Here is a 26479-nt window from a genome sequence, read left to right on the forward strand (position 1 = left end):
CGCTCAAGGGTACCCCGAGCCAGGCAGAACGCTCGGAACGACGATCAGGCGACGATGATGCGATACAGGAAGAACGCCGCAGGCGCGACGAACAGCAGCGAGTCGATCCGGTCGAGCACACCGCCGTGTCCCGGCAGGATGCTGCCCATGTCCTTGATGCCCACGTCGCGCTTGACCAGCGACTCCGCCAGATCGCCGAACGTCGCGGCGGCCGCGACGACGAGGCCGAGTAGCAGCGCCTCGATGCGAAGGTTCTCGAAGGGATCCACGAACGAGGTCACCAGCGTGACCGCGACCACGACCGTCACGAGGGAACCGATGATCACGCCCTCGATCGACTTCTTCGGGCTCACCGTCGGGGCGAGCGGGCGCTGGAAGAACTGACCGCCCCACACCGAGCCAGACAGGAACGCCGCCGTGTCGTACACGAAGGTCAGGCCGATGACGCTGACGACGAGCGACGTGCCGCTCTCGCCCTGGAGCAGGACCAGCAGGTAGCTGCCGAGCAAGGGCACCCACGCCATGTTCAGGATCGTGAGCCCGACGTTGGCGGTGACGTCCTTGCGGGCGCTCGCGGGCCCGGACATGAACCACAGGAACGTGGCCGCCACACCGAGCGTGAACATCGCGAGCACTGCGCTCTCACCCCGGAAGTACGCGGCGGCGAGCATCAGGGCGCCGGCGATCAGCCCGACGGCGGTGGCCGGCTGACGGCGGTGCTTCACCATCACGCCGAAGAGCTCTCCTTGCGCCAGCAGCACGATCGCAGCAGCGAGGAATCCGAACAACCAGTCACCGATCAGCAGCGCCGCGAGCGCCGCGATCGCCAGCACCGCACCGGTCAGGAACGCGGCCGGCACGTCTCGTTCGCCAGGGCCGGGACCCCTGCGCTCGACGTCGGCGCCGACCTCGACGGCGCCCGGTTCCTGCCAGCTCGGGCCGCCGAGCCCCTCGCCCGCGCCCACCATCACGGTCTCGGTTTCGGGTTCGGCCCCTGCCAGATCGGAGAGGATGTCCTGCTCGACCTCGTCGGGCCCGAGCTCGCCGATCAGGGTGCCGCCGACGTCGGGTGTCACGGCGGAACCGTCGTCCCACCCAACGCCCTCGGCACCGACCACGACCTGCTCGGGCTCCTCGGCGGCTTCGTCGCGGACCGACGGCGCGAAGTACTCGGCGGCTTGCTCGACGTCGCCCTCGCCGGGCGACTCCACGTCGCCCATCAGCTCGTCGATCGTGGCGATCGGGGCAGTCTCGGTATCGATGCCTTCGCCCGCTTCTTCGTCGTCGCCCACCAGGGTCGCCTCGGCGTACTCGCCGACGACCGCCTCGTCGTCGGCCGAGACCTCCCATCCGCCGTCGCCTTCGTCCTCGGTCTCGTGGCCCTGGCCGAACAGGCCCGCCTGACCGGGGACCGGCTCCACGTCCTCCCCGACGACCTCGGTGCCGATCTCCTCGTCGGCGACCTCGCCCACGGCGACGACCTCGACCTCGGGCTCGTCGTCGGCGCCGATGCCCTCGATCGTCTCCAGGACCGTGGTGTCGTACCAGTCCTCGTCCTCGGATTCCTCGGGCCGCTCGGATGCCTCTGGCTCGACGGGCGTCGCCGGGCCGGCGACCTCCTGCTCGTCGGCGCGAACCGACACGTGCTCTTCGCTCGGCGTCTCACGGGCCCCGGCCGACGCCGGTTCGTCCCAATCCACGTCCTTGATCGGCGCGAAGAACTTGTCGAGGTCCTCGAACAGATCGTCGCCGTTGCGTTTGTCGCCCGTCACGAGACCTCCATGAGCTCCTGCTCCTTGTGGTCCTGGATCTCGTCGATCTCAGCCACGTGTCGGTCGGTCAGCTTCTGGAGCTCCTTCTCCCCTCGCACGAGGTCATCTTCCGAGATGCCGCCCTCGCGCTCAAGCCTCTCCATCTCTTCCTTGGCGTGGCGCCGAACGTTGCGCACGGCGACGCGGCCCTCCTCGGCGCGAGCGTGGACCTGCTTGACGAGTTCCTTTCGCCGTTCCTCGGTGAGGGGCGGGAAGGCCAGCCTGATCACCAGACCGTCGTTCGACGGGGTGATGCCGAGATCGCTGGACTGGATCGCCTTCTCGATCGCCCCGATCGCGCCCTTGTCGAACGGTTGCACCGAGAGCAGCCGAGGTTCCGGCACGTTGATCGAGGCGAGCTGATTCAAGGGCACCGGCGTGCCGTAGTACTCGACGGTGACTCGGTTGAGCACCGCAGGGGTCGCGCGGCCGGTGCGGATCGCCGACAGCTCGTCCTTCAGGTGGGTGACCGCCTGCTCCATCTTGTGAGAGGCATCCTTGAGGCTGGAATCGATCGTCATCGGACTCCTTCAGTGGACGAGCGTGCCGATCTGCTCGCCGTTGACCACGCGTCGGATGTTCCCTTCCTCGCGGAGGTTGAAGACGATGATCGGCAGCTTGTTCTCCATGCACAGCGAGATCGCGGTGGCGTCCATGACCTGGTAGCCCTCCTTCAGCACGTCCACGTACTCGATGTCGTCGAAGCGCTTGGCCGACGGGTCGAGGACGGGGTCGGCGGTGTACACCCCGTCGACCTTGGTGCCCTTGAGCAACGCGTCGGCCCCGATCTCCAGGGCTCGCTGGGCGGCGCAGGTATCGGTCGAGAAGAAGGGCACGCCGAGGCCTGCGGCGAAGATCACCACGCGCCCCTTCTCGAGGTGGCGACGGGCGCGCAGCGGCATGAACGGCTCGGCGAGCTGGGTCATCGAGATCGCCGTCTGAACCCGCGTCGTGACGTGGATCTTCTCGAGCGCGTCCTGCAGGGCCAGTGAGTTCATCACCGTGGCCAGCATGCCCATGTAGTCGGCACGGTTGCGATCGATGCCGGGGGCCTGCCGGCCACGCCAGATGTTGCCGCCGCCGACGACGACGGCCGTCTGCACCCCGAAGTCGACGACCTCGGCCAGCTGGCGGGCGATCAGCGCCGTGGCGTCGGTGTTGATGCCGTACTCGGCGTCGGCCGGAGCGAAGGCCTCGCCGGAGAGCTTGAGCAGCACGCGCCCGTACTGGGCTCGCGGAGTGCCTCCGTCGTCGGCCATGCGCTCCCCTCCCCCGTCGGGCCTACCGCTCGTGGTCGACCCAGACCTTACGACTCGCCGCCGTCGGTCGCCTCGTCGTCGCCGGCCTCGCCCAGCTTGAACCGCGCGAACCGGCGGATCGCGATGCGCTCGCCGACCTTGGCCGACGTCTCGTCGAGCAGCTGCTGCACCGTCTTCGAGTCGTCCTTCACGAACGGCTGGTCGAGCAGCACGATGTCCCTGAGGTAGGCGTTGATCTTCCCCTCGACGATCTTCTCGATCACGCTCTCGGGCTTGCCGGCCTCTTTGGCCTGCACCTCGGCGAAGTGGCGCTCCCGATCGATCTCGTCTTGCGGCACCTCGTCGCGGGTCAGGAACCGCGGCGCGGAGGGGCTCGCGATGTGCAGCGCGATGTCCTTCACCAGTTGCTGGAAGTCCTCGGTCTTGGCCACGAAGTCGGTCTCGCAGTTGACCTCGACGAGCACCCCGACGGTGTTGTTGAAGTGCACGTACGCATCGATGAGCCCCTGGTTGGCGGAACGACCGGCACGTTTGGCGACCGACGCGAGGCCCTTCTCACGCAGGTACTCCACGGCCCGATCGAGGTCACCACCGGACTCGATCAGGGCCTTCTTGCAGTCCATCATGCCGGCGCCGGTGGCATCGCGGAGCTGCTTCACCTCGGCGGCGGCAGGCGAGTAGTCGCTCATGCCGTCTCCTCTGGCGTATCGGTGACGGCCGAGGCCACGGCCTCGACCGGATCGGTCACGACGGCGTCCTCGGAGGCGTCCTCGCCGTGCTCGGCCGCATCGCCGGGCATCGGCTCGGCGGGCGCTTCCGCTGCCGGAGCCTCGGGCGAGTCGGGCTCGAAGACCGTGCTCGCAGCGATCGCGGCGGCGTCCTCCGCCGACGGGGTCTCGTGCTCCTCGACCCTCGCGGGTGCGGCCGTCGAGCGCGGTCCGGCGGGCGCGGGCACGGCCGCGCGTGCGGTGACGCGCTCGACGTCCTCGTCCTTGGCCATGCCGTAGCCCTCCGCGAGCGCGTCGGCCACCACGCGGGTCACGAGGCTGACGGCGCGGATCGCGTCGTCGTTGCCGGGGATCGCGTAGTCGACCTCGTCGGGGTCGCAGTTCGTGTCGATGATCGCGATCACGGGGATGCCCAGCTTCCGGGCCTCGTTGACCGCGATGTGCTCCTTCTTCGTGTCGATCACGAAGACGGCGTCGGGCAGACGCTCGAGGTCCTGGATGCCGCCGAGGTTGCGCGTGAGCTTGTCGCGCTCGTGCCGGAGCCTGATCGCCTCCTTCTTCGGGAGGTAGTCGAGGGCGCCGGTGCGATCCATCTCGTGCAGCTCGCGCAGGCGCAGCAGTCGCTTCGAGATCGTGGTGAAGTTCGTGAGCATGCCGCCGAGCCAGCGGTGGTTCACATACGGCATACCGATGCGGGTGGCGTGCTCCTGCACGACTTCCTGAGCCTGCTTCTTCGTGCCGATGAACAGCACGATGCCGCGCCGACGGCCGAGGCCCTGCACGAACTCGTGGGCTTCCTCGAGCCCGGCGAGGGACTTCTCGAGGTCGATGATGTAGATGCCGGAGCGCTCCCCGTAGAGGAATCGCTGCATCTTCGGGTTCCACCGACGGGTCTGGTGGCCGAAGTGCACGCCCGCTTCGAGGAGCTCCCGCCTGGTCACGACAGGCACGGATGCCTCCTTCTCGGTTTTTTCGTCCTCCGCCCGGATCCTCCCGTCACCGGCCCGCCTTCGTGAGGCGCGGGACCCCGGCGATGCGGTCCCCGAACGTGTGAGCTCGGCGCGGATGCGCCGGCGCGGCGAGTCTAACAGTGCGATTCCGCCATCGACCGTGGCGGAGGGTCGGTCAACCGCGGGATCGCCCGCGAGGCGCCACCTGCCGCCTCGGGGCGCCTTCCGGCACCTCGTCGGCCACCGAGAGGTAGCGGAACGCGACCGTCGCCTGCATCACCACGTGGAGGAGGTTGGCCACGAGCACCATCGCCCACGCCGCAACGGTCGGGTTCACCCCGAGGTCCGATCCCGGTTTGCCCGGCACGACCAGGAGCGCGATCGAGGCCACGACGTAGATCGCCGCGAGCGTGAGGTTGCCGGCACCCGGCATGCGGGCGGCCCTGACGGACCGGCTCATCGCGTCGGACAGACGGCGGCCCTCGTCGGCCGCGATCACCGGGGCGAAGCTCAGCACGTAGACGCCGCCGACCAGCGCGGCCATCTGGATCAGGAGCCCGAACGCCGGGCCGAGCAACGGGCCGAGGAGGCTCGCGAGGGTCAGCAACCCGATGCCGGCGATGTTGACGGCCAGCGACACCGGCAGGGTCCGGATCGCCCGTATCAGGGTCCATCGGCCGAGGGGCGACGAGCGGAGGATCTCCACGACCGCCGCCACGAGGAGCGCCTGCACCACCGCGCGGAACGCCACGAACCCGAGGATCGCGAAGAACCCGCCCTGCAAGCCGAACAGGGCCGTGGACAGCGTGGCGTCGAAGCTCGTGCCGATCGGCGCCAACCCGAGGACGTTGACGAACAGCGCGAACGGCCCTTCGTACCCGAGCGCCAGCGCAGCGAGCCACTCGAGGACGACGAGCACGACTGAGCCCATCGCGATCACCGGCGTGCCCGCGACGACGGTGACGCCTCGCGCAGCCGAGGCACGGATGCTCGGCATCGATGTCGAGCCGGTCACCCGTGGGGTGAAGATCGAGTCGAGCAACCCACGCCGTGGGGCCGCCTGCGTTCCGTCGGTCGCCCGTGGGGAGGATCGTTGACCGTCGGCGCGGTCGCGGGGCTTCGAGCGCTTGTGCTTGTTCGTCACGACGTCGGGTCCTCGGCGTCCGTCTCCCAGGGGTCGACGACCGGCTCGTCCTCAGTGCCCGGCGCCTCGTCTCCCGGGAAGGCCGGGCCCATGCGGGCGGCGAGCATCCGTCCCAGTAGGAGCACGAGGACGAGCAACGGGATCGCCGCGATCGCGATCGCGCCGACCATGCGACCCACCGCCAACGTCGTGGGCGAGGCCTCTCGGACGAGCACGGCGTCGGGATCGTGCTCGAGGGCGTCGACGCCCGATCGAACCCCGCCACGCGTCGCCACGAGCACTTCGCCCGCCGGGGCGAGGGAGCGGAGCGGGGCACCGTCCGCAGGCAACCGCCAGACGAGCTCGCCCGTCTCGGCGTCGATCGCGCCGAGCTCCCCCTCGAGGGTCGGCACGAGCAGGTGGGCGCCGACGAGCACAGGCACGCTGCGGAACACCGGTGCGTTCTGCGCGAAGTCCCAGCGCTGCTCGCCCGAGGTCGCGTCGAACGCACGCGTGTGACCGATGAGGTCGGTCACGAAGACCGACTCCGCCCCGACGACGGGAGGCGCGATCACGTCGAACGTGGAGTTCACGCGGCGGCTCCAGCGCTCGGCGCCGTCGGCCAGGTCCAGGGCCACGACCGACGTCTCGGACAGGCCCGCGAAGATGGCGAACGCAGTGCCCCTGTCGGCGGAGACGGCGGAGACCACGGACGATCGCGCCGAGGGCTCGTGCCGCCACCGCTCCTCGCCGGTGCCGGCGTCGAGCGCGACGATCACGGGCTGCGTGTCGGTGTCGCCCTGCAGGCCCACCAGCACCGTGGCATCGGTCACGGCGAGCGGGGTGACGAGCATCGCATCGAGCTCCCGGCGCCAGTCGACGCGGCCGTCGGCGAGGTCGACCGAGATCACCGTGCCGCCGTTCACGCCGACGAACGCCGACCCACCGTCGACGGTGACTCCCGTGCGGCTCACGCCGTCGAGCGGCACAGGTGGCCACAGCGATTCCTGGCTCTCCAGATCGAAGGCGGCCAGGCGTGACTCCGCGACGACCTCGTCGGAGCCGACCGCGGCCGGTGGACTCGCCGACGGGCTCGGAGCCTCCTCGGCGCCGGGTTCGGGCGGCGGGCCCTCACCCCACCCCTCCGTGTACACGATCGCCGTCCGGTCGCCGAGCGAGGCCGAGGCCGCGGGCGCCGAGGGACCTGCAGCGCGATCGACCGCGAACGTCTGCTCGCCCGACCCGACGTCGAGGCCGATCACCGCATCGGCTCCGACCGCGACCGCGACGTCGCCGGCGATCACCGGGGCCGACAGACCGAACCGGTTCCCGGGACCGCTCGGCTCCACCGCGGTGCTCCACGCTCGGCGGTATCCGGGATCGGGGCCCTCGGCCGCGACGCCGGTCTTCGCCGGTCCCCCCTGGAACTCGGTCCAAGAGCCCGCGACCTGGGCGGCGGCGAGGCCGGTCGCCAGCGTCACGGGCACGCACGCAGCAGCGACCACCGTGCCGAGGGCACGGCGGGACGACGCGAGACGCACCAGGGAGGTCAGCACGGCCGCGCCATCCTAAACGCCGGCGCTCGGCGCAGGTCGACGATGATCAAGCGACGAGCGGCGCGAGCCTGATGAATGCGCTGACATCGATCGGCGCCAGGTAGGCGAGCGGATCGACGTAGGCGTCGTCGAGCCTCACCCCGAAGTGCAGGTTGGGGATGAGATCTCCGGTGTGGCCGCCGCCCGTGCGAGCCACCGGCTGCCCCTGCCGCACCACGTCGCCGCGGCGGACCTCGAGCAGTGCGACCCACGAGAACGTCGACTCGACCCCGCCGCCGTGGTCGATCGTGAGGAAGAGGCGCCCCCCGACGGGACCGGCGAACGCCACCGTGCCGTCGGCTGGGGCGACCGCGACGCTTCCGGCGGGGGCCGCGATGTCGATGCCCCGGTGACCCGACCCGTACGGCGAGTCCGGCGGGTCGAATCCGCGGATCACGGGACCCTCGACCGGCCAGCTCCACGTTGCGGACGCGGCTGTCGACGCGGCAGCGGGTCCGAGCGCCACCATGGCGAGGGCCGCCCAGCACGTGAGGATCGCTCGCGGGATCTGCATGACGCACACGCTAGCTCCCTCACGCCGCCGGGACCGTGACCTCGGTCACGTCAGGCGAGGAAGGAGGCGTGGGCTACTCGACCTCGGTGAGCTGGCCGCGGAGACCGCCGACCGCCTTCGTGTGGATCTGGCAGACCCGGGACTCGGTGACCCCCAGGATCTGCCCGATCTCGGCGAGCGTGAGCCCCTCGAAGTAGTAGAGGGTGACGACGATCTTCTCGCGCTCGGAGAGCTCGTTGATCGCGGCCGCCAGGAGCCCACGGGTCTCCTGCGACTCGACGCCCGATGTCGGGTCGATGCCGCGGTCGGCGAGGGTGTCGATCAGCGAGACCTGCTCGCCGCGGTCGGCGCCCACCGAGACGAGCTCGTCGAGGGCGAGCACAGAAACGAAGGAGATCTGCGAGACGACGTCGTGCAGCTCCCGACGCGTGATGCCCAGCCGCTCGGCCATTTCCTGCTCGGTGGGTTGACGCTTGAGCATCGACTCGAGGTCGGTGTGGGCCTTCTCGATCTCCCGCGCCTTGAACCGGATCGACCGCGGCACCCAGTCCATCGCGCGGAGCTCGTCGATGATCGCGCCCTTGATGCGCGGGATCGCGTACGTTTCGAACTTGTTGCCCCGGCCGGGTTCGAACTTGGTGAGCGCGTCGATCAACCCGAACATGCCGTAGCTGACGAGGTCGGCCTGTTCGACGCTGGCGGGAAGCCCGGTCGCGACCCGGCTCGCGACGTACTTCACCAGCGGCGCGTAGTGCAAGATGAGCTTCTCGCGGGCGTCGTCCTCGCCGGTGCTCTTGAACCGATGCCAGTGCTGTCCGAGCTCGTCGTCGACGTGCGGTGGGATCGTCACGGTCGGGTCGAAGGCCACGGCCTTGGCCCGCGTCTTCGCGCCGCCCTTCGCGGCCGGCTTCGCCGGCGCCTTCGTGGCCGTCTTTTTCGCTGGGGTCACGGCTCAGGCCCTCGGATGGCTCTGTTCGTAGGCCTGGAACAGCCGAGCGCGCGACACGTGCGTGTAGCGCTGCGTGGTCGCAACGCTCGCGTGCCCCAGCAGTTCCTGCACGGCTCGGATGTCGGCTCCTCCTTCGAGAAGGTGCGTGGCGAACGAGTGTCGCAGGGTGTGCGGCGTGACTCGCCGGCCCGGCAGCACTGTACCGCCATATCGTTCCACCATCGTACGGATATCCCTGGAGCTGAAGGGCCTCCTTCGCCGGTTGAGGAACAGTTCACGAGCACCCTGCGGAGCGAGCACCGGTCGTCCGTCGCGCAGGTACGCCTCGAGAGCCTCGGCCGCGTAGTCGGAGATCGGTACCTCGCGCTCCTTGGCTCCCTTGCCCATGACCATAACCCGTCGCCGATCGAGGTCGATGCGGTCGATCGTGAGACCGGCGACCTCGCCGACGCGTAGGCCCGAGCCGTACATCAGTTCGAGCGTCGCGACGTCGCGCAGCGCGACCGCACGGTCGATCGGCCTCACCTCGGCCCCATCGTCGGGGACCGACACCGGCGCCTCCGCGAGGGCGGCGGCCTCGCCCGCCCGCAGCACGGTCGGCAGCCGGTTCACGACCTTGGGTCGTCCGAGGAGCAGCGACGGATCGTCGCCGACGCGGCCCGCGGCGAGCGCCCACCGGTAGAACGTGTGGATCGAGCCCACCTTGCGGGCCACGGAGGCGCGCGCGTATCCGAGCGTGTGCTGCTGGGCGAGGTACCGGCGCAACTGCGGGTAGCTGGCCGTGGCCAGCGACCCTCGGCCACGGTGCAGGAACACCGCGAGTTGGGACAGGTCGCGCCGGTAGGCGGTGACGGTATTGGCCGAGAGATGGCGCTCGAGCGCGAGGTGCGAGGCGAACGCGTCGATCAGCTTGAACTCTGACGGGGGAAGCTCGTCGTCGGGGCGCACATCGTCCTTTCGGCTCCAGGGGACCGGGCGACTCAGGCCGGCCGCAGGCCGCCCTTGTCTACCAACGGCAAGGGCTCGCTGCAAGCTTCCCAGGGCGAACGCGCGCGCCGCTTCAGGACACCGTGCTCGGAGCGCCCGCCACCGTCCGTTCGTAGCGGCCGCCGACGGTGCGGACGAGCCCCTTGAGCTCGAGCGACAGCAGAATGGTGGTCACGGCGGCGAGCGACAGACCGGTCTGGGACGCGATCGCGTCGGCGAGCCCCGAGCCTCCGAGGGCATCGTAGACCGCCCGCTCGTCGCGGATGAGGGTCGGCGGCGGCTCGACCGAGAGTCGGGCAGAGTACCCGAGGTCGTCGAGCAGGTCGTCGGCGCCCCGGACCATGGTGGCCCCCTCGCGGATCAGGGAGAGCGGCACCTCGGCCAGGGGGCTCGTCACTGGCCCTGGCACCGCGAAGACGTCGCGGCCGAGGTCGAGCGCGTGATCGACGCTGATCATCGATCCGCTGCCGCGCGCTCCTTCCACGACCACGAGAGCGCGGCCGAGGGCCGCCACGAGTCGGTTGCGCGCGGGAAACCGGAACGGCTCGGCCACCACGCCGGGCGCATACTCGCTCACCACGGCCCCGGACGCGGCAACGCGCGCCATCAACTCAGCGCTGCCCTTCGGATACGGCAGGTCGTGCCCGGAACCGAGCACGGCGATGCTGGTACCGGCAGCGTTGAGGGCGCCGCGGTGGGCGGCCGCGTCGATACCTCGGGCCGCCCCACTCACGACGCACGCACCCACCCCCCCGAGCGCGGCCCCGATGCGCATGGCAACCTCGTTGCCCGAAGGCGAGCAGTTGCGCGCCCCCACGATCGCGACCCGGTCGGGCAACTCGCAGAGCGAGCGTCCGGTCACGAAGATCGCCACGGGCGGGTCGTACAGCAGCTCGAGGAACTGCGGCACGTACTCCTCGTCGAGAGGCGTGACGAATCTCGCGCCGAGGCACCTGGCCTCGTGCTCGATCGCGGTCGGGACGAGCGCCCGCGCCCACTCCTGATCTGCCTCGCTGCCGGCCGCACCCGCCCGGATCGCCGCCAGACTGGCCTCGGCCGTGCCCTCGGCCCATGCCAGCTCGTGCAGCTGGTACGGCTTGATGCCCCGGAGCGCGGAGAGCACCAACAGCGCGTCTCGGGCCCCAGCGCCTTCCGCGTAGCCGTCGGGGAACCCCGGCGGCACGTCGAGCGCTCGCCTGGGCACGTCGCTGCGCCGCTGCCGAGGCCCCTCAGCCCGCACGCGCCAGCCCCTCCTGGACGATCCCGTCGCGATAGGAGAGAGCCTCGGCGACGTGCTCGGTTCGAACGACGTCGGCGGCGTCGAGGTCGGCGATCGTGCGCGCGACCTTGATCGCGCGGTCGAACCCGCGCCCCGTGAGGCAGAGCTGGTCGACGGCTGCACCGAGGGTGGCCTCGGCGTCCGCGGTCAGCCTCACTCGGCGACGGGCGACGGGACCGGGCAGGTGCGCGTTGCACGCCACGCCGAGGTCGGACCACCTCGCGCGCTGACGGTCACGGGCCGCCTGGACCCGCTCGCGGATCGAGACGGAACCCTCCCCCGTTTCGCCACCCATGAGCTCGTGCTTCGTGAGCCGTGGCACGCGCAGCCGGAGGTCGATCCGGTCGAGCAACGGGCCGGAGAGCTTCTGCCGGTACTGATCGACCCGATCCTGCCGGCACCGGCAGTGACGTCGCGGATCCCCCTCGAACCCGCAGGGGCACGGGTTCGCGGCGGCGACCATCGTGAACCTCGCGGGGAACTCGACCGACCCGACGGCCCGGGTGACGACGACGCGGCCGTCCTCGAGTGGCTGACGCAGGCCCTCGATCGCATCGCGCCGGAACTCCGTGAGCTCGTCGAGGAAGAGCACGCCGTGGTGAGCGAGCGAGGCCTCCCCCGGTCGCAGGTACGTCGTGCCCCCTCCGAGCAAGCCGGTCATCGAGATCGAGTGGTGCGGCGCCCTGAACGGACGCGACCGCAACACCCCGCGCCCGGCGAGTAGTCCGGCGACCGAGTGCAGCTGCGTCGCCTCGAGCGATTCGTCGCGCGCGAGTCTCGGCAGGATCGTGGTCATGCGGCGTGCCAGCATCGTCTTGCCTGCCCCCGGTGAGCCGACCAACAGCACGTTGTGACCGCCGGCCGCTGCGACCTCGAGGGCCCGCCGGGCCTGGATCTGCCCGCGGACATCGCTGAAGTCGACCTCGACGGGCCCGTCGCTTTCGAGCGCCTCCTCGTCGATCGCTGGCGGCTGCCACGTTCCCCTGAGGAAGCCCGCGACCTCGCTGAGCGTGACCGCCGACACGACCCGGAGCCGATCGACCTGCGTGGCCTCGAGCGCGTTCGCGCGCGGCACGATCACGCCCTCGAGGCCCGCTCGCGCCGCCGCGATGGCGACCGACAGCACACCGGGGGTCGGCATCAGCTCGCCCTTCAGCGACAGCTCACCCGCGAGCGCGTATCGCCCGAGCGCGGTGGCCGGGATCTGAGCCGTGGCGGCCAAGACACCGGCCGCGACGGGGAGATCGAGGCCCGGCCCTTCCTTGCGAACGGTCCCCGGCGCGAGGTTGACCACCACGCGTCGCAGCGGCCACTCGAGTCCCTGGCTCTCGACCGCCGGGCGGATGCGTTCGCACGCGTCGCGCACGGCGGCGCCGGGCAGCCCGGTGAGCGTGAGGGACGGCAGGCCGCGTCCGACATGGGCTTCGACCGTCACGAGGTGCCCTCCGACCCCGAGCACGGTCACCCCGAGCACCCGTCCGTACATGCGACGGCACGCTACGGCGAGCATCCTCCGGTGTCGGTGACGTTCGTCACCGCCGTGCCCAGGTCCCGGGGTCCCCTGCTAGCCTCGCCGCCGTGTCCGACCGCTTCGACTGGAGCCCGGAGCCCGAGCTGATCGGCTTCGCCGACGAGCCTCGGGCACGCGCGGCGCTGGAGGCCCTCGGGGCGCAGACGTGGCGCGAGGCCCTCGATTGGCTCTACGGCGAGGCGCTGCGCCGCCCGATGCACGCGCGCACGTATCCCGAAGCGCGGCGCGACTTCTTCGGGCCGACGAACCGTGCCGCGCCGGCACCGATGTCACCCAGTCCCTGGGTCGACGTGCTCGCCGAGTTCCGTGCGCGCGTCGCACCTGCCACCTACAACGCCCAGCACCCGGGCTCGTTCAGCTACTTCACGCCGCCGCCGCTGCCGAGCTCGATCGCCGGCGAGATGCTTTCGCAGTGGATCCATCAGGGCGTCGACGTCTGGCACGCCGGCCCGATCGGCACGTTCGTCGAGGAGGAGGTCACCACCTGGCTCCGCGACCTGATCGGTTTCGGCGCCGACGGATGGGGGGTGCTCACGAGCGGCGGCGTGATGGCCAACGTCATGGCCATGACGGTCGCCCGTGACGTCTGGCTTACCAAGCTCCGTGGCTCCGCCGGAGCCCCGCGGGGCGGCGACCTCGAAGGCGTGCGGGTGTACGCGAGTGATCAGACGCACTTCTCGATCGCCCGGGCGCTCGGCGTGCTCGGCTTCCCCGACGAGACGCTCGTGATCGTCGAGAGCGATGACCGCTTTCGGATGTTGGCGGAACCGGTTGCCGCCGCGATCGAGCGAGACCGAGGCGCCGGCCTGACGCCGCTCGCGATCGCGGCCGTCGCCGGCTCGACGAACACCGGATCGGTGGACGACGTGCCGGCGCTCGCCGACGTCGCCGAGCGAGAGGGCGTCTGGCTGCACGTCGACGCCGCCTACGGCGGGGCCGCGCGGCTCTCACGGCGAGATGCACATCGGGTGCCCGGGCTCGAGCGAGCCGACACCGTCACGGTCGACCCGCACAAGTGGTTCTTCCAGGCCTACGACATCGGAGCGCTCGTGGTGCGCCGGCGTGAGGACCTGCTGCGCACGTTCCACCAGGCGCCCGAGTACTACGCGTCGAGCCGTCCAGAGGACGAGCCGCTGAACTGGTACCAGTACTCGCTCGAGGGCACGCGCCGATTCCGCGGGCTGAAGCTCTGGATGAGCTGGAAGCAGCTCGGCACGGACGGGCTGGGCTCCCTGATCCAGCAGAACGACGACCTCGCCGCCTACCTGGCGGCCCGATGCCGCCAGGAGCCCGACCTCGAGGCCGTGCCGGCCCAGCCGGAGCTGAGCGTCGTCTGCTTCCGGCACCTGCCGCCCGGACACGACGACCGGCCGCCCGAGGTGCTCGACGCCTACCAGGCGGGCCTGCAGCGAGCGCTCGAGGTCAGCGGCGACGCGTGGGTGAGCGTGACGACGCTGCGGGGACGCACGTTCCTTCGTGCCGGCATCGTGAACTATCTGTCGACCGAGGCCGACGTCGATCGCATGCTCGACGCGCTGCGTCGGCTATCACCCGACGTGCGTCGAGCGATGGATCTCGAGTAGCCGCGCCTGCCGGAGGGTCGTTCAGCGCGACGGGCGCAGCCACCGCCGTGCCGGCTCCGGGGCGCGGGCCACGATCGACGATTGGAGCGCGAGCCCGTCGACACCCTCGATCGGCCGGCCCTCCATACCGTGGCGCAGGCCGGTGTTGTCCCACGGCCGCCGTCGCGGCCTGGCCTCGTCGGACTGGTGCGGCCCGGTCGTCATGATGCCGCCGATGGTAGGGCGAGCCACGCCGGGCACGCCACCGCCGAACGGCACCGTCGACGGAGACGGCGGCTTGTACCTTCGGCCTAGTGCGAGGGAAGCCGAGCGCACGCCTCGGCAGGCATGCCGAGCGTGCTCCGAGACACCGCGCTCAGAACGCGTCCTCGAAGAGCTCGACGTGCATCGGGTGGCCGGGCGTTCCCGGGCCGGCCGCCACGCTCGCCACGTCGAACCGTACCGAGACCGGCCCCAGGCCGTGGGTCAGCAGGAAGACCTCGGCGAGGGCCCGCACCTTGCGCTGCTTCCGCTGGTCGACCGCCTCGAACCCCGCCCCGCGCCGGGATCCGCGGCGCGTCTTCACCTCGCAGAACACGAGCAGGTCGCCGCGCCTGAGCACGAGGTCGATCTCGCCGAGGCTGCATCGCCAGTTCGCGGCGACGAGCGTGAACCCGCGCTGCCGGTAGAGATCGAGCGTGAACCGCTCGCCGCGGGCGCCGAGGCTCGAGCGCGCGTCGAACATGCCAAGGACGTTACGCTGGGGGTGTGACACGGCGAGCGTGCGGGGCCCTTAGCCGCGGTCGCCGGTCTACGGAGCGGTTGGGGTGTCGGGGATCGTCGTGGGTTCGTCGCGCTTGGCGAGCTCCTCGACGTTCACGTCGCGCCGGGTCATGACCCGCACGCTGGCGACGAAGCGGGCCGGGCGGAACATGTCCCATACCCAAGCGTCGGTCAGGTCGATCTGCACCCACCCTTCGTCGAGGGGCGTCAGATGCACCTGGTTCGCGAGGTAGAAGCGACGCTCCGTCTCGATCACGTAGGTGAACATCGGGAGGACGTCGCGGTACTCGCGATAGAGCTCGAGCTCGCGCTCCTCTTCGAACCGCTCGATGTCGTCGTCGCTCATCATGGGTTCAGCTTCTCACGCCCGGGCATGAGCCTCATCCCGTCCCTCGGCGGGCTCGGCGGCCGGATCGGGCGCGAACAAGGACGGCTGGGAGCATGGCGCGAACGACAGTCGGTGCACCGGGGTCGGCCCGTGGCGCTCGAGCGCCCCGAGGTGATCAGGTGTGCCGTAGCCCTTGTTGTGGTCGAACCCGAAGTCGGGGAAGCGCCGGTGCAGCCGACGCATGATGCGATCCCTCGTCACCTTGGCGACGATCGATGCCGCCGCGACGCTCGCGCTCACGGCGTCGCCCTTCTTGACCCCGATCGAGGGGCACGGGATGCGGGGCACCGGGAACCCGTCGGTGAGCACGTAGTCGGGCTCAAGCGCCTTCGCGGCGCGGCGCAGCAGGAAGATGTTTGTCCGGTGTAGCCCGCGCGCGTCGATCGCCGCCGGTTCGGCCTTGCAAGCGATCCAGGCGGCGGAGGCGACGATGCGCTCGTACGCCGCCTCGCGCTGCGGCTCGCTCAACAGCTTCGAGTCGTTGATGCCGTCGATGTCGAAGCCGTCGGGCAGGATCACGGCGGCGGCCACGAGGGGCCCCGCGAGGGCCCCCCGGCCTGCCTCGTCGGCGCCCGCGACCCGCGTGAACCCCTGCGCCGCGAGCAGCCGCTCGTACCGATCCATCGTCACCGCACGACTCCGATCCTGGCCGGGGGCCAGACCCGCAGGAACGCCACCCCGATCACCCGGTCCTCCGGCACGAGGCCGGTGCATCCAGGCGGGTCGCATCGCGAGTCACCCGAATTGCCCCGATTGTCGCCGAGGACGAATAGCATGCCATCGGGCACCGTCGTGGGTGGGAAATCCTGCCTGGGAACCGGTCGGTTCAGATACGGCTCCTCCACCGGCCGACCGTTCACGTAGAGGGCGCCGGAGCGGTCGATCTCGACCGTGTCGCCGGGAAGACCCGCCACCCGCTTCACGAAATCCTCGTGCGGGGGGTTCGCCACGCCGAGGGTCTCGCCGAGCCAGTGCAGGGCTCCGCCGACGAGCCCGCGATCGGGGGTCGCTGCGTCGGGACCCTCGAAGACGATCACGTCGCCGCGATCGACGTCGTCGAAACGCAGACAGATGCGGCAGACCAGGATCCGATCTCCTCCGATCAGCGTCGGCACCATCGACGCCGACGGGATCGAGAACGCCTGCACGACGATGAGCTTGATCGCGATCGCGAGCAGCACCGCGGCGCCCACGAGCACGGGAAGCTCACGCCAGCGGCTGCGTCGCTGCGCTTCGGATGGTGAGGCGGTGGGCTCGGCGACGCCGGTGGGCCCATCGGCCACGGATCAGGCCTCGGCCTTCTCCTCGTCGACGAGCTCCGCCTCGTCGAGGCTCGCCCCGGGCTCGGCGGCTTCGGGCTCGGCGGACGCTTCGGGCTCCTCGCCCTCGTCCGCCACCTCGACCCCGTCGACCTCGGACGCCTCGACGCGAGCCTCGATCGCCTCGCCCGAGGTTTCCTCGACCTCGTCGGCCGTCACGTCCGCCTCCTCGGCCGCCGTGAGGGCTGCAGCCTCGATCGCCGCGAGCTTCGCATCGTCGATCCGCCGCTCTTTGATGCGGGCCTTCTTGCCCCGCAGCTCACGCAGATAGTAGAGCTTCGCCCTCCGCACATGGCCGCGGCTCACGATCTCGAGCTTCGCGATCGACGGCGAGTGCACGGGGAACGTGCGCTCCACGCCGACGCCGAAGGATATCTTCCGCACGGTGAAGGTCTCGCGCAGCCCGCCGTTCTGGCGCCCGATCACCACGCCCTGGAAGACCTGCACGCGCTCTCGACTGCCCTCGACCACCCGAACGTGCACCTTCACGGTGTCGCCGGGGCGGAACTCCGGGATGTCGCTGCGCAGGTAGGACTGCTCGATGAGATCGGTCTTGTTCATGGCAACGGCCGACGAGTGTACCAGCGGGCCTCCGCCCGACCGCCGTGCCCGATGTGACGTTCCGGCGACGGAGCGGGGTCGATCAGGAACCGCGACCGCCGGCCAGGTCGGGCCGGTTCCGACGGGTCTTGGCCTCGGCCGCCTCTCGCCGCCACCGCTCGATCTCGCCGTGGTCCCCCCCGACCAGGACATCGGGCACCGACATGCCGCGGAATTCCCTGGGGCGGGTGTAGTGCGGGTGATCGAGCCTGCCCGGATCCGCGAACGAGTCCTGCTCGTACGACTCCCGCCGGCCGATCACCCCGGGCACGAGTCGCGTGACCGCCTCGATCACGACGAGCGCCGGCAGCTCGCCGCCCGAGAGCACGTAGTCCCCGATCGAGACCTCTTCCGCCGGCAGGCCCTCGACGACACGCTCGTCCACTCCCTCGTACCGTCCGCACAGCAACGTGAGGTGCGACTCGGCCGCCAGCTCCCTCACGAAGCCCTGCTCGAGCCGGCGTCCGGCGGGCGAGAGCAGCAGCGCGCGGCCGCGGTCGGGATCGAGCGCCTCGACGGCTCGGAACCAGACGTCCGGCTTCATCACCATGCCGGGCCCGCCGCCGAACGGCGCGTCGTCGACGGTGTGATGCGGGTCGTCGGTCCAGTCGCGCAGGTCGTGCACGAACACGTCGAGCACCCCCGCCTCGATCGCCTTGCCGAGCAAGCTCTGGCCGAGGGGGGCGCGCACCAGCTCGGGGAAGATCGTGATGACGTCGATCCGCACGGCCGGAGGCTACCGCGCCTCCGCCGATCGGGGCTCACTCTTCGGGAGCGGTGAGGCCAGGCACGTCACGCACCACGATGCGTCTCGTGGTGACGTCGACCGATACGATCACGTCGCGGATCGCCGGCACCAAGGTCTCCTGCCCGTCCGCGCCGATCGCGACCCAGAGGTCGTTCGCGGGGTTGGGGATCACGCCAGACACCGAGCCGAGCTCGCGCCCAGACTCGGTCACGACGAGGCATCCCTCGAGCTGGAACGGCCAGTACTCCCCCTCGGGCAGTTCCGGGAGCCACGACTCCGGCACCACGAGCACGTGACCGCGCAGCGATTCCCCGGCGGAACGGTCGTCGATGCCCGAGAACTTCACGAGCATCCGTGCGCCGTGCGGCTGCGCACGCTCGATCGTCAGCGAGCGACCGTCCTCGGTGAACAGCGTCGCACCGTCGACGAACCGCTCGGGGTTGTCAGAGCGCACCTCGACCGCCACCTCGCCCCGGATGCCGTGGGCCTTCGTGACGTGACCGACGGCGACGGTCGGCTCGTGCACCTCAGTCGGCGATATCGACGTAGGCGCTCGTGCCCTGACGCGTCGCGGCCGCGCGGACGACCGCGCGGATCGCCTTCGCGGTGCGACCGCCTTTGCCGATGACCTTGCCCATGTCGTCGGGCGCCACGCGCACCGTGTAACGCGGGCCGCGTTCGTCCTCGGACTCGGTCACCTCGACGGCATCGGGGTCATCGACGAGTTCCCGCACCAGGAAGTCGACGAGGTCCCGCACGGCCGGGCGTCACTCCTCTGCGGAAGCTTCGGCCTCGGTGGACACGTCCCCGGCCTCGGCCTCGGCGGCCGCCTCTGCCGGCGCCTCGACCTCGGCGGGCGTTGCCTCGACTGCCGAAGGCGGGACCGCTGCCTCCTCTGCCGCGGCGGCGGCCTTGGCCGCCGCCTTCTTCGAGAGCCTGGGCTCGTCGGGCTTCGACTCGCGCACCTTGACCTGGCCGGCCGCGCTCGGACGCTCGGCGACGAACGTGTCCCAGATGCCCACCTTCACCATGAGGTTGCGGACCTGGTCGCTCGGCTGGGCGCCGACCCGCAGCCAGTGCAGGGCGCGGTCGGCGTCGATCTCGATCAGGCTCGGGTCCTCGAGCGGATGGTACTTGCCGATGTTCTCGATGAAGCGGCCGTCGCGCGGGGAGCGCTGATCGGCCACCACGACGCGGTAGAACGGGCGCTTGTTCGCCCCCATGCGCCGCAGTCGGATGCGTGTCGCCATGTCTCGTTCCCAGTCCTCGTTCACCTATCGCTTCGGCAGCTTCGCCGAAGGCATCTTCATCATGCCGGGGATGCGCTTGCCGCCCATCATCGTGCGCATCATCTTCCTCGCGCTCTCGAAATCCTTGAGCAGCGAGTTGACGTCGGCGGTCGTGACCCCGGATCCGTTCGCGATCCGCAGGCGGCGCGACCCGGAGATGATACCGGGTTCGCGGCGCTCGGCCGGCGTCATCGACAGGATCATCGCCTCGGCGCGATTCAGCTCGCCCTCGTCGATCGCGCTGGCCATCTCCTTCATCGCGTTCTTGCCGCCCGGCACCCCCGGCAGCATCTTCAGCAGGTCGCCCATCGAGCCGAGCTTCTGCACCTGCCGCAGCTGGTCGAGGAAGTCCTCGAACGTGAACTGTCCCTTCAACATGTTCTCGGCCGCCTTCTGCGCCTCGGCCGTGTCGAGCTTCTCCTGCGCCTTGTCGATCAGGGTCAGCACGTCACCCATGCCGAGGATGCGGCCCGCCATGCGGTCGGGGTAGAAGGCCTCCAGGTCGTCGGGTTTCTCACCCGTGCCGACGAAGTACACGGGGCGGCCGGTGACGGCGGTGATCGACAGCGCGGCGCCGCCGCGCGCGTCGCCGTCGAGCTTCGTGAGCACGAAGCCGGTGGTGTCGACCTCCCGCATGAACTCCCGCGCTTGCACGACGGCGTCCTGGCCGGTCATCGCGTCGGCAGCCATCAGCACGTGCTGCGGCTTCGTGACGTCCTTGATCCTGCGTGCCTGTCGCATCATCTCGGGGTCGACGTGCAGCCGGCCCGCGGTGTCGATGATCACGACGTCGGCGTCCTGGCGATCGGCCTCCTTCAGACCCTGCTTCGCCACCTTCACGGGATCCTTGCCCTCGGACCAGACCGGCACACCGATCTCGCGCCCGAGCAGACGCAGCTGCTCGACGGCCGCGGGCCGTTCGAGGTCGGCCGCGATCAGCAAGGGGCGCTTGCCCTTGCCTTTGAGGTGCCTCGCGAGCTTCGCGCAGCCGGTCGTCTTCCCGGAGCCCTGCACGCCGGCCATCATGATCACGGCCGGCCGGGCACCGCCGAGCTCGAACGGGCGGTGCTCACCGCCGAGGGTGACGGTGAGCTCCTCGTTCACCACCTTCACCACCTGCTGACCCGGCGTGAGGCTCTTCATCACCTCTTCGGAGAGCGCGCGCGCTCGCACCCGCTCGAGGAAGTCGTCGGCCACCTCGACGGCGACGTCTGCCTCGAGCAGGGCCGTGCGCATGTCGGCCAGAGCGTTATCGACCTGCTTCGGGTGGAGCTTGCCTCGCGACCGTAGCTTCTTGAACGTGCCGTCGAGCCGTTCGGTCAGCGTGTCGAACATCGGACCTCGTCGTGTCGTCTGCGGGATCGTGGCGCGGCCTGCCCGGAGGCGGGGAGGCGACTAGGATTCTACTGGGGGGTTGCATGCCGGAGTCCGATCTGCGTGACGTGAGTCTGGTCGCGGTGACCAGCCACGAGATGCGAAGTCCGCTCGCCGCGATCCGCGGGTTCGTGGACATGCTGCAACGCAGACGTGACGAGCTGACCGAGGATGAGATCGATGAGTTCCTGCAGGTGATCGCCGCCCAGACCGACCGGCTGATCCGCCTGGCCGACGACCTCGTCACGATGGAGAGCCTCGTCGACGCGTCGCTCGCCGTGCACCCAGAGCCGATCGTGCTCGTGCCCGCCCTCGAGCAGCTCGTCAGGGAGATCCCAGGCGGCGAACGCGTCGAGCTGCGCGTCTCCACCGAGACGCCGCCGACGATCGAGACCGACGCCTTGCGGCTCGGGCAGGTGCTCACGAACCTGCTCACCAACGCCCTGAAGTACTCCGAAGAGGCCTCGCTGGTCGCCGTGGAGGTCGATCCCGTCGCGGGCGATGAGATCGGCATCGCCGTGATCGATCACGGCATCGGCATCGAGGCCCTCGAGCGCGAGCGTGTGTTCGAGCCTTTCTACCGCACGGCCGAAGGCGCTCGTTCCGCGGAGGGTTCAGGCCTCGGACTCGCGATCGCGAGACGCCTCGTCGATGCCCTCGACGGCGAGGTCGCCGCCGAGCCGACGCCCGGCGGGGGTACTACGTTCCGGGTCACGCTTCCGGTGCGTGCGGCGGGGCGCTGAGCACTCGTTCGACCGTCCGCAGCAAGGTGATGGGGCTGAACGGCTTCGTGAAGTACTCGTCGGCGCCCAGCGCCATCGCGCGTTCGCGCCCCTCCTCGCCGTCGGCCGTCACGATGATCACGCGCACCCCCGCGGTGACCGGATCGGCACGGACCGCGGACAGGACCTCGGCACCGCTCGACCCCGGGATGTTCATGTCCAGGAACATCAGATCGGGCGGGTCGGCGCGCACCATCTCGAGCGCGCGCTGACCGTCGGCCGCCTCCTCGATCGAGAAACCCTCGCCCTCGAGCACGAGGCGCATCGCCTCACGCATCGTGGGGTGGTCCTCCACGATGAGGATGCGGACATCGGTCAACGCGATCCCCTCCGCTCTCCTGTGTGAGGTCAGCCGGACAGCAGACGCTCGGCGAAGGCGTTCGCGTCGAACGGACGCAGGTCGTCGGCTCCCTCGCCGACGCCGACGAAGCGGACCGGCAGGCCGAGTTCCTCACGAACGGCCAGCACGATGCCGCCCTTCGCCGAGCCGTCGGTCTTCGTGAGCACCACCCCGGTCACCTCGACGGCGTCGGTGAACGCCCGGGCCTGCGCGATGCCGTTCTGCCCCGTCTGGGCGTCGAGCACGAGCAGGGTCTCGTCGACCTGCGCCCCGGCCTTCTCGATCACGCGCTTGACCTTGCCGAGCTCGTCCATCAGCGGGGTCTTCGTGTGAAGCCTGCCGGCGGTGTCGACGATCAGCACGTCGGCACCGCGGGCGATCGCCGAACTCACGGCGTCGAACGCCACCGCCCCGGGATCGGCGCCGCGCTCCTGGCTCACGAGCTGGGCACCGGCCCGCGTCGCCCAGACTTCGAGCTGCTCCCCCGCCGCCGCGCGGTACGTGTCGGCGGCTGCGAGGCTCACCTGCTTGCCTTCGCCGGCGAGCCGCTTCGCGAGCTTGCCGATCGTGGTCGTCTTGCCGGCGCCGTTCACGCCGACCACCATCACGACGCCCGGCCGGCCTTGGGGCAGGCGCAAGGAACCGTCGGGCCCGAGCACGTCGACGATCTCCTGCCGCAGCAAGGCAACCGGATCGGCGCCGCCTGCGAAGTCGGCTCTGACGCGCCCGACCAGGTCGGCCGAACCCCGCGGCCCGACGTCCGCCTTGATCAGGAGATCCTCGAGCTGGCCCCAGGCATCGTCGCCCGCGCCGCCTTTGAAGAGCGCCTTGACCTTGGCGCCGAGCCCCTCCCGGTGGAAGACGCCGCCCGACGCCCCGGCCTCGTGGCGCACGGGTTCGTGTCGCTGCTTCGCCGGATGCATGCGGGTGGGCTCGCGGACGTGGCCCTTCCCCGTGTGCGTGTCGCGCTCCAGCCGGCGCAGGCGTGCGCTCCTGGAGGAACGGATCGTGAAGAAGGCGACGACCGCGACGATCGCGAGCACCCCGAAGACGAGGATGTAGAACTCCACTGTCGCGAGGCTAGCCGACCGGCTCGCCCTCTGGCACCTCGATCACCGGCTCGTCGTCGGCGGAGGTCTGGGGGGCAAACGCGACGGCCGCGGCTTCCCGTTCACCCTCGAGCCGGGCGTCGGTCTCGAGCGGCGTCGGGTGGTCGAGCTGCTGGGCGACCACCTTCGTGGTGCCGTCCTTGTTGAGCGAGATGCCGTACATCATCGCGGCGATCTCCATCGTGCGCTTCTGGTGCGTGACGATCAGCACCTGCGACTCCCTGGCGAAGCCCTCGACGAGCCGCAGGAACCGGTGAAGGTTCACATCGTCGAGCGCGGGCTCGACCTCGTCCATCAGGTAGAACGGCGAGGGGCGCGCGGTGAAGATCGCGAAGAGGAACGCCATGGCCGTGAGCGAGCGCTCCCCGCCCGACAGCAGCGAGATGCGCTTGACCCGCTTGCGGCCGGGGCTCGCCTCGATCTCGATACCGCTCGTGAGCGGCTCTGCGGGATCGGTGAGCACCAGGCGGCCCTCGCCGCCCGGGAAGAGATCCTTGATCAGGCGCTCGAACTGCGTCGCGACGTCCTGGTAGGCCACGGCGAAGGTCTCGGTGATCTCGCGATCGACCTGGGCGATCACCTCGAGCAGGTCGCGGCGCGCCTTCCTCACGTCGTCGAGCTCGCGACCCATGAAGTCGTACCGCTCCTGCAGCGCCTCGAACTCGCCGGTCGCGAGCAGGTTCACGCGGCCCAGCAGGGCGAGCCGGCGCTGCACGAGCTCGGATCGCTTCTCGAGCGCCTCGATCGAATCGTCGTCGCCCAGCTCGGTGAGGAGCGCCTCGGGATCGGCCTGGTGTCCCTCACGGATCAGACGCTCCGCCTCGCGGATGCGTCGCTCGATGTCGCCCCGCGTGCGGTCGTCGCCCTCGTAGGCCCCGCGCAGGCGCTCGAGCTCGTTCGACGCGTCGCGCCACGCCTTGTTGACGGTGGCCTCACGCTCGGCGAACTCGCGCTCGGCGGCCGCGGCAGTGTCGCGCGCGCCTGCGGCCCCGAGCGCGGCGGCCTCGGCGCGAGCCACCTCTGCTTCCGCGGTCTGACGAGCGGCCTCGGCGGCCTCGAGCGCGGCCCTCATCGCTACCGGGTCGTCGGCGGCGAGCTCGTTGCGCTCGGTCCGCAGCGCCGCCAGCCGCACGTCGTGGGCCGAGCGGTCGCGGCGCAGCGTCTCCACCGCCACCCGGGCGGAGACCGGCGGCTGCGGCATCGGCGGCAACTCGGGCACGGGCTCGGCGGCCGCCGGCCCGAGCGACATCAGGCGCTCACGGGCCACCGCGACGGTCTCGTCGAGCGCCGTCAGGCGCTGGTCGAGCAGCTCCTCCTCCTTGCGCATGCCGCTGAGGTCACGCTCGAGGCCGGCGAGACGCTCGGCGACCGCGGTGATCTCCGCGTCGGCGGCCTCGATCTGCTGCCGCAGGAAGTCGACCTCACCGCCGATCTCGTCGAGTCGTTGACGCTTCGGCCCGAGCGCGTTCGTGGTGGCCGACAGGTCGTGCACGACGACCTGGAGCTCGGCCCTGATCTCGCGGGCGCGGCCGTCGGCCTCCTTGGCCGTGTGGATCACAGCGGGACCGACGAGGACGCCTTCGGGGGTCACGAACGACGCGGAGGCGTGGCGGCCCTGCTTCTCCGACGCCTCGTGGACCGTCTCGGCGAGGTAGACGTCGCGGAGCACCGTGCTGACGATGCCCCGGGCAGCCGGCTCGGCCACGACCGCGGCGAGCAGCTTGCGCTCGCCGGCCAGGCCCATCGGCACGGGCCCGCCCGACGCGATCGCGAGGATCGCGCCGTCGCCCTCGGGAGCGTCGGCAAGCGCACGCTCGCCGTCGTCGTACACGACGGCATCGGCGAGCGGCCCGAGCGCTGCGACCAGCGCACGCTCGAGCCCCGACTCGACCCTGACCAGGTCCTTCAGCAACCCGATCGCGCGGCCCTTGTGCCCCTTCAGGAAGCGGGACCCCGCCGTTTCCTCGATGTCCTGACGTCGGGCCTCGAGCAGATCGCGGCGCGCCTCGTGCCGGCGCCGCACGTCGTCGAGCTCCTCGATCTTGTCGATCAGGCCTCGGCGCTCGGCCTCCAGAGCCGCGCGCTTCTCGCTCATGGGCGCGGACTGGTCGTCGAACGACTCGATCTCGGCCTCGAGCCCAGCGCGTTCGGCATCGACCTCGGCGATACGGTCGCGCACCGACGTCAGCGACTCGGCCAGCCGCTCGCGTTCGCGTTCGCTCGACGCGAGCGAGCGCTCGAGCGCCTCAACCTCGGCGCGACGACCGGCCGCCTCCTCACCGACCCGGCGCCGGAGCTCCTCGATGCGGTGGCGTTCCTGTTCGGCCGCCCGGAACGCGTGCTCGGCGGCCTCGAGATCGCGCTCGCGGTCCTCGAGCTCGGCGACGACCCTGGTCAGCTCGGCCTCGATGCGGGCGATCTCGGTGTCGGCGGCGTCGATCCTCGCGGCGCGCGAGGCGTGCGACGCGAGCTGCTCGTGGGCGGCGCCCTCCCGCGCCACTGCCTCGCGGAAGGCCTGCTCCGCGCGGCGCCGGTCCTCGGCGGTGCTGCGGAAGCCGACCTCGGCCTCGGCGAGCGCGACCGACGCGGCGGCACGGGCGTCGGCGGCTGCGAGCACCTCGCCGTCGAGAGCGTCGAGCCGCTCGCGCGCGGCAGTGCGCTCGTCGAGACCTCGCTGCCACCCCTCGGCGCGGCGTTCCTTCTCCCGCAGCAGGGCGCGGAGGCGCGCAACCGCGAGGGTGCGCGAGAGCCGCTCGGCCTCGGCGGTGAGGCTCTCGTGCCTCTTCGCCATCTCGGCCTGCTGCTGCAGCGGCTTCAGCTGCCGGCGCAGCTCGGAGAATACGTCGGCGAGGCGCAACAGGTCCTGGTCGAGGTTCGCAAGTTTTCGCTCGGCGCGCTCCTTGCGGCGGCGGTGCTTCGCGACGCCCGCGGCTTCCTCGATGTACTTGCGGCGGTCCTCGGGCTTGGCGAGGAGCACCTCCTCGAGCTGGCCCTGCCCGACGACGGTGTGCAACGCCCGCCCGATACCGGTCTCGGCGAGCAACTCTTGCACATCGAGCAGTCGCACGACCTGACCGTTGATGCGGTACTCCGACTCCCCCGACCGGAAGATCGTGCGCGCCACCTCGATCTCGCTCATCGGCACCGGGATCTTGCCCGCCTCGTTGTCGATCACGAGCTTGACCTCTGCCATGCCGAGCGCGGGGCGCGAGGGCGTACCCGCGAAGATCACGTCGGCCATGTGCCCGCCTCGTAGCGACCGGGCTCCCTGCTCACCGAGCACCCAGCTGATCGCGTCGACCAGGTTGGACTTGCCCGAGCCGTTGGGCCCGACGATGACCGACACGCCCGGGATGAACTCGAGCACCGTCTTGTCCGCGAACGACTTGAACCCGCGGATCGAGATCGACCGGAGGAACATGTGGGCGGATGCTAACAGGGATGTGATTCTGACCGGCG

At 70.7% G+C, this 26479-nt stretch carries 27 protein-coding genes and 1 pseudogene; 2 read left to right on the plus strand and 26 right to left on the minus strand.

What is annotated here, in order from left to right; translation table 11 throughout:
* Positions 1-44: 44 nt before the first annotated feature.
* The 12 genes from VFI59_06145 to VFI59_06200 form a co-directional block, all read right to left on the minus strand.
* Positions 45-1772: a phosphatidate cytidylyltransferase gene (locus tag VFI59_06145; protein HET6713272.1), complete on the minus strand. Its 1728-nt coding sequence runs from the start codon at positions 1770-1772 to the stop codon at positions 45-47.
* A complete protein-coding gene (gene frr, locus VFI59_06150; protein HET6713273.1) occupies positions 1769-2332 on the minus strand; it encodes a ribosome recycling factor in 564 nt (187 codons plus the stop codon). The genes VFI59_06145 and frr overlap by 4 nt, the downstream gene beginning before the upstream one ends.
* A gap of 9 nt (positions 2333-2341) precedes the next feature.
* Positions 2342-3070 carry a UMP kinase gene (gene pyrH / locus VFI59_06155; protein ID HET6713274.1) on the minus strand — a complete coding sequence of 243 codons (729 nt, stop codon included), beginning with the start codon at positions 3068-3070 and terminating at the stop codon, positions 2342-2344.
* A gap of 47 nt (positions 3071-3117) precedes the next feature.
* Positions 3118-3759, minus strand: coding sequence for a translation elongation factor Ts (gene tsf / locus VFI59_06160; GenBank protein HET6713275.1), 642 nt, complete (start codon positions 3757-3759; stop codon positions 3118-3120).
* The gene (rpsB, locus tag VFI59_06165; protein HET6713276.1) at positions 3756-4748 is read right to left on the minus strand and encodes a 30S ribosomal protein S2; all 993 of its coding nucleotides are present in this window, start codon (positions 4746-4748) and stop codon (positions 3756-3758) included. Before rpsB ends, tsf begins: the two co-directional genes overlap by 4 nt.
* A gap of 175 nt (positions 4749-4923) precedes the next feature.
* Positions 4924-5892 carry a hypothetical protein gene (locus VFI59_06170; GenBank protein HET6713277.1) on the minus strand — a complete coding sequence of 323 codons (969 nt, stop codon included), beginning with the start codon at positions 5890-5892 and terminating at the stop codon, positions 4924-4926.
* On the minus strand, positions 5889-7427 hold the full coding sequence (locus VFI59_06175; protein HET6713278.1) for a PQQ-binding-like beta-propeller repeat protein: 1539 nt from the start codon (positions 7425-7427) through the stop codon (positions 5889-5891). The genes VFI59_06170 and VFI59_06175 overlap by 4 nt, the downstream gene beginning before the upstream one ends.
* A gap of 46 nt (positions 7428-7473) precedes the next feature.
* A complete protein-coding gene (locus tag VFI59_06180; protein HET6713279.1) occupies positions 7474-7980 on the minus strand; it encodes a M23 family metallopeptidase in 507 nt (168 codons plus the stop codon).
* 73 nt (positions 7981-8053) lie between these two features.
* On the minus strand, positions 8054-8929 hold the full coding sequence (gene whiG / locus VFI59_06185) for an RNA polymerase sigma factor WhiG (GenBank protein HET6713280.1): 876 nt from the start codon (positions 8927-8929) through the stop codon (positions 8054-8056).
* A 3-nt stretch (positions 8930-8932) separates the two neighbouring features.
* On the minus strand, positions 8933-9877 hold the full coding sequence (locus VFI59_06190) for a tyrosine recombinase (GenBank protein ID HET6713281.1): 945 nt from the start codon (positions 9875-9877) through the stop codon (positions 8933-8935).
* Positions 9878-9989: 112 nt separating this feature from the next.
* Positions 9990-11156, minus strand: coding sequence for a DNA-processing protein DprA (gene dprA / locus VFI59_06195; protein HET6713282.1), 1167 nt, complete (start codon positions 11154-11156; stop codon positions 9990-9992).
* Complete coding sequence (locus VFI59_06200; protein ID HET6713283.1) at positions 11146-12681, minus strand: YifB family Mg chelatase-like AAA ATPase; 1536 nt, start codon at positions 12679-12681, stop codon at positions 11146-11148. Before VFI59_06200 ends, dprA begins: the two co-directional genes overlap by 11 nt.
* Positions 12682-12773: 92 nt before the next feature.
* Here VFI59_06200 and VFI59_06205 point away from each other — a divergent pair, with 92 nt between their 5' ends.
* The gene (locus tag VFI59_06205) at positions 12774-14309 is read left to right on the plus strand and encodes a pyridoxal-dependent decarboxylase (protein ID HET6713284.1); all 1536 of its coding nucleotides are present in this window, start codon (positions 12774-12776) and stop codon (positions 14307-14309) included.
* Between the two features lie 21 nt (positions 14310-14330).
* On the opposite strand, the gene VFI59_06210 is transcribed toward VFI59_06205, so the two are convergent.
* The 11 genes and pseudogenes from VFI59_06210 to ffh form a co-directional block, all read right to left on the minus strand.
* Positions 14331-14513: a hypothetical protein gene (locus tag VFI59_06210; GenBank protein HET6713285.1), complete on the minus strand. Its 183-nt coding sequence runs from the start codon at positions 14511-14513 to the stop codon at positions 14331-14333.
* 151 nt (positions 14514-14664) lie between these two features.
* Complete coding sequence (locus tag VFI59_06215) at positions 14665-15033, minus strand: YraN family protein (GenBank protein HET6713286.1); 369 nt, start codon at positions 15031-15033, stop codon at positions 14665-14667.
* A 66-nt stretch (positions 15034-15099) separates the two neighbouring features.
* Positions 15100-15417: a DUF2469 family protein gene (locus tag VFI59_06220; GenBank protein HET6713287.1), complete on the minus strand. Its 318-nt coding sequence runs from the start codon at positions 15415-15417 to the stop codon at positions 15100-15102.
* 15 nt (positions 15418-15432) lie between these two features.
* Entirely contained in the window at positions 15433-16083 is a 651-nt protein-coding gene (locus VFI59_06225) for a ribonuclease HII (GenBank protein ID HET6713288.1), read from the minus strand.
* A gap of 2 nt (positions 16084-16085) precedes the next feature.
* Positions 16086-16742, minus strand: coding sequence for a signal peptidase I (lepB, locus tag VFI59_06230; protein HET6713289.1), 657 nt, complete (start codon positions 16740-16742; stop codon positions 16086-16088).
* A gap of 258 nt (positions 16743-17000) precedes the next feature.
* Positions 17001-17339, minus strand: a pseudogene (rplS, locus tag VFI59_06235) (50S ribosomal protein L19).
* An 82-nt stretch (positions 17340-17421) separates the two neighbouring features.
* Positions 17422-18105 (minus strand): tRNA (guanosine(37)-N1)-methyltransferase TrmD, encoded by a 684-nt coding sequence (trmD, locus tag VFI59_06240; GenBank protein ID HET6713290.1) that lies wholly within the window; start codon positions 18103-18105, stop codon positions 17422-17424.
* 34 nt (positions 18106-18139) lie between these two features.
* The gene (rimM, locus tag VFI59_06245; GenBank protein HET6713291.1) at positions 18140-18652 is read right to left on the minus strand and encodes a ribosome maturation factor RimM; all 513 of its coding nucleotides are present in this window, start codon (positions 18650-18652) and stop codon (positions 18140-18142) included.
* 1 nt (position 18653) lies between these two features.
* The gene (locus VFI59_06250) at positions 18654-18884 is read right to left on the minus strand and encodes a KH domain-containing protein (protein ID HET6713292.1); all 231 of its coding nucleotides are present in this window, start codon (positions 18882-18884) and stop codon (positions 18654-18656) included.
* Positions 18885-18893: 9 nt separating this feature from the next.
* Complete coding sequence (gene rpsP / locus VFI59_06255; protein HET6713293.1) at positions 18894-19376, minus strand: 30S ribosomal protein S16; 483 nt, start codon at positions 19374-19376, stop codon at positions 18894-18896.
* Between the two features lie 24 nt (positions 19377-19400).
* Positions 19401-20750 (minus strand): signal recognition particle protein, encoded by a 1350-nt coding sequence (ffh, locus tag VFI59_06260; GenBank protein ID HET6713294.1) that lies wholly within the window; start codon positions 20748-20750, stop codon positions 19401-19403.
* Between the two features lie 83 nt (positions 20751-20833).
* Between ffh and VFI59_06265 the strand changes: the two genes are divergently transcribed.
* Positions 20834-21532, plus strand: a complete 699-nt coding sequence (locus tag VFI59_06265) for a HAMP domain-containing sensor histidine kinase (GenBank protein HET6713295.1) — start codon at positions 20834-20836, stop codon at positions 21530-21532.
* On the opposite strand, the gene VFI59_06270 is transcribed toward VFI59_06265, so the two are convergent.
* From VFI59_06270 to VFI59_06280, 3 genes are read right to left on the minus strand one after another with little or no spacing between them, the layout of a single operon-like run.
* A complete protein-coding gene (locus VFI59_06270; GenBank protein HET6713296.1) occupies positions 21501-21890 on the minus strand; it encodes a response regulator in 390 nt (129 codons plus the stop codon). The genes VFI59_06265 and VFI59_06270 overlap by 32 nt on opposite strands.
* Positions 21891-21919: 29 nt before the next feature.
* Positions 21920-22981 carry a signal recognition particle-docking protein FtsY gene (ftsY, locus tag VFI59_06275; GenBank protein HET6713297.1) on the minus strand — a complete coding sequence of 354 codons (1062 nt, stop codon included), beginning with the start codon at positions 22979-22981 and terminating at the stop codon, positions 21920-21922.
* Between the two features lie 10 nt (positions 22982-22991).
* Positions 22992-26441, minus strand: coding sequence for an AAA family ATPase (locus VFI59_06280; GenBank protein ID HET6713298.1), 3450 nt, complete (start codon positions 26439-26441; stop codon positions 22992-22994).
* Between the last annotated feature and the right edge of the window lie 38 nt (positions 26442-26479).

The sequence above is a fragment of the Actinomycetota bacterium genome (genome assembly GCA_035697485.1).
GTDB lineage: Bacteria > Actinomycetota > UBA4738 > UBA4738 > HRBIN12 > JAOUEA01.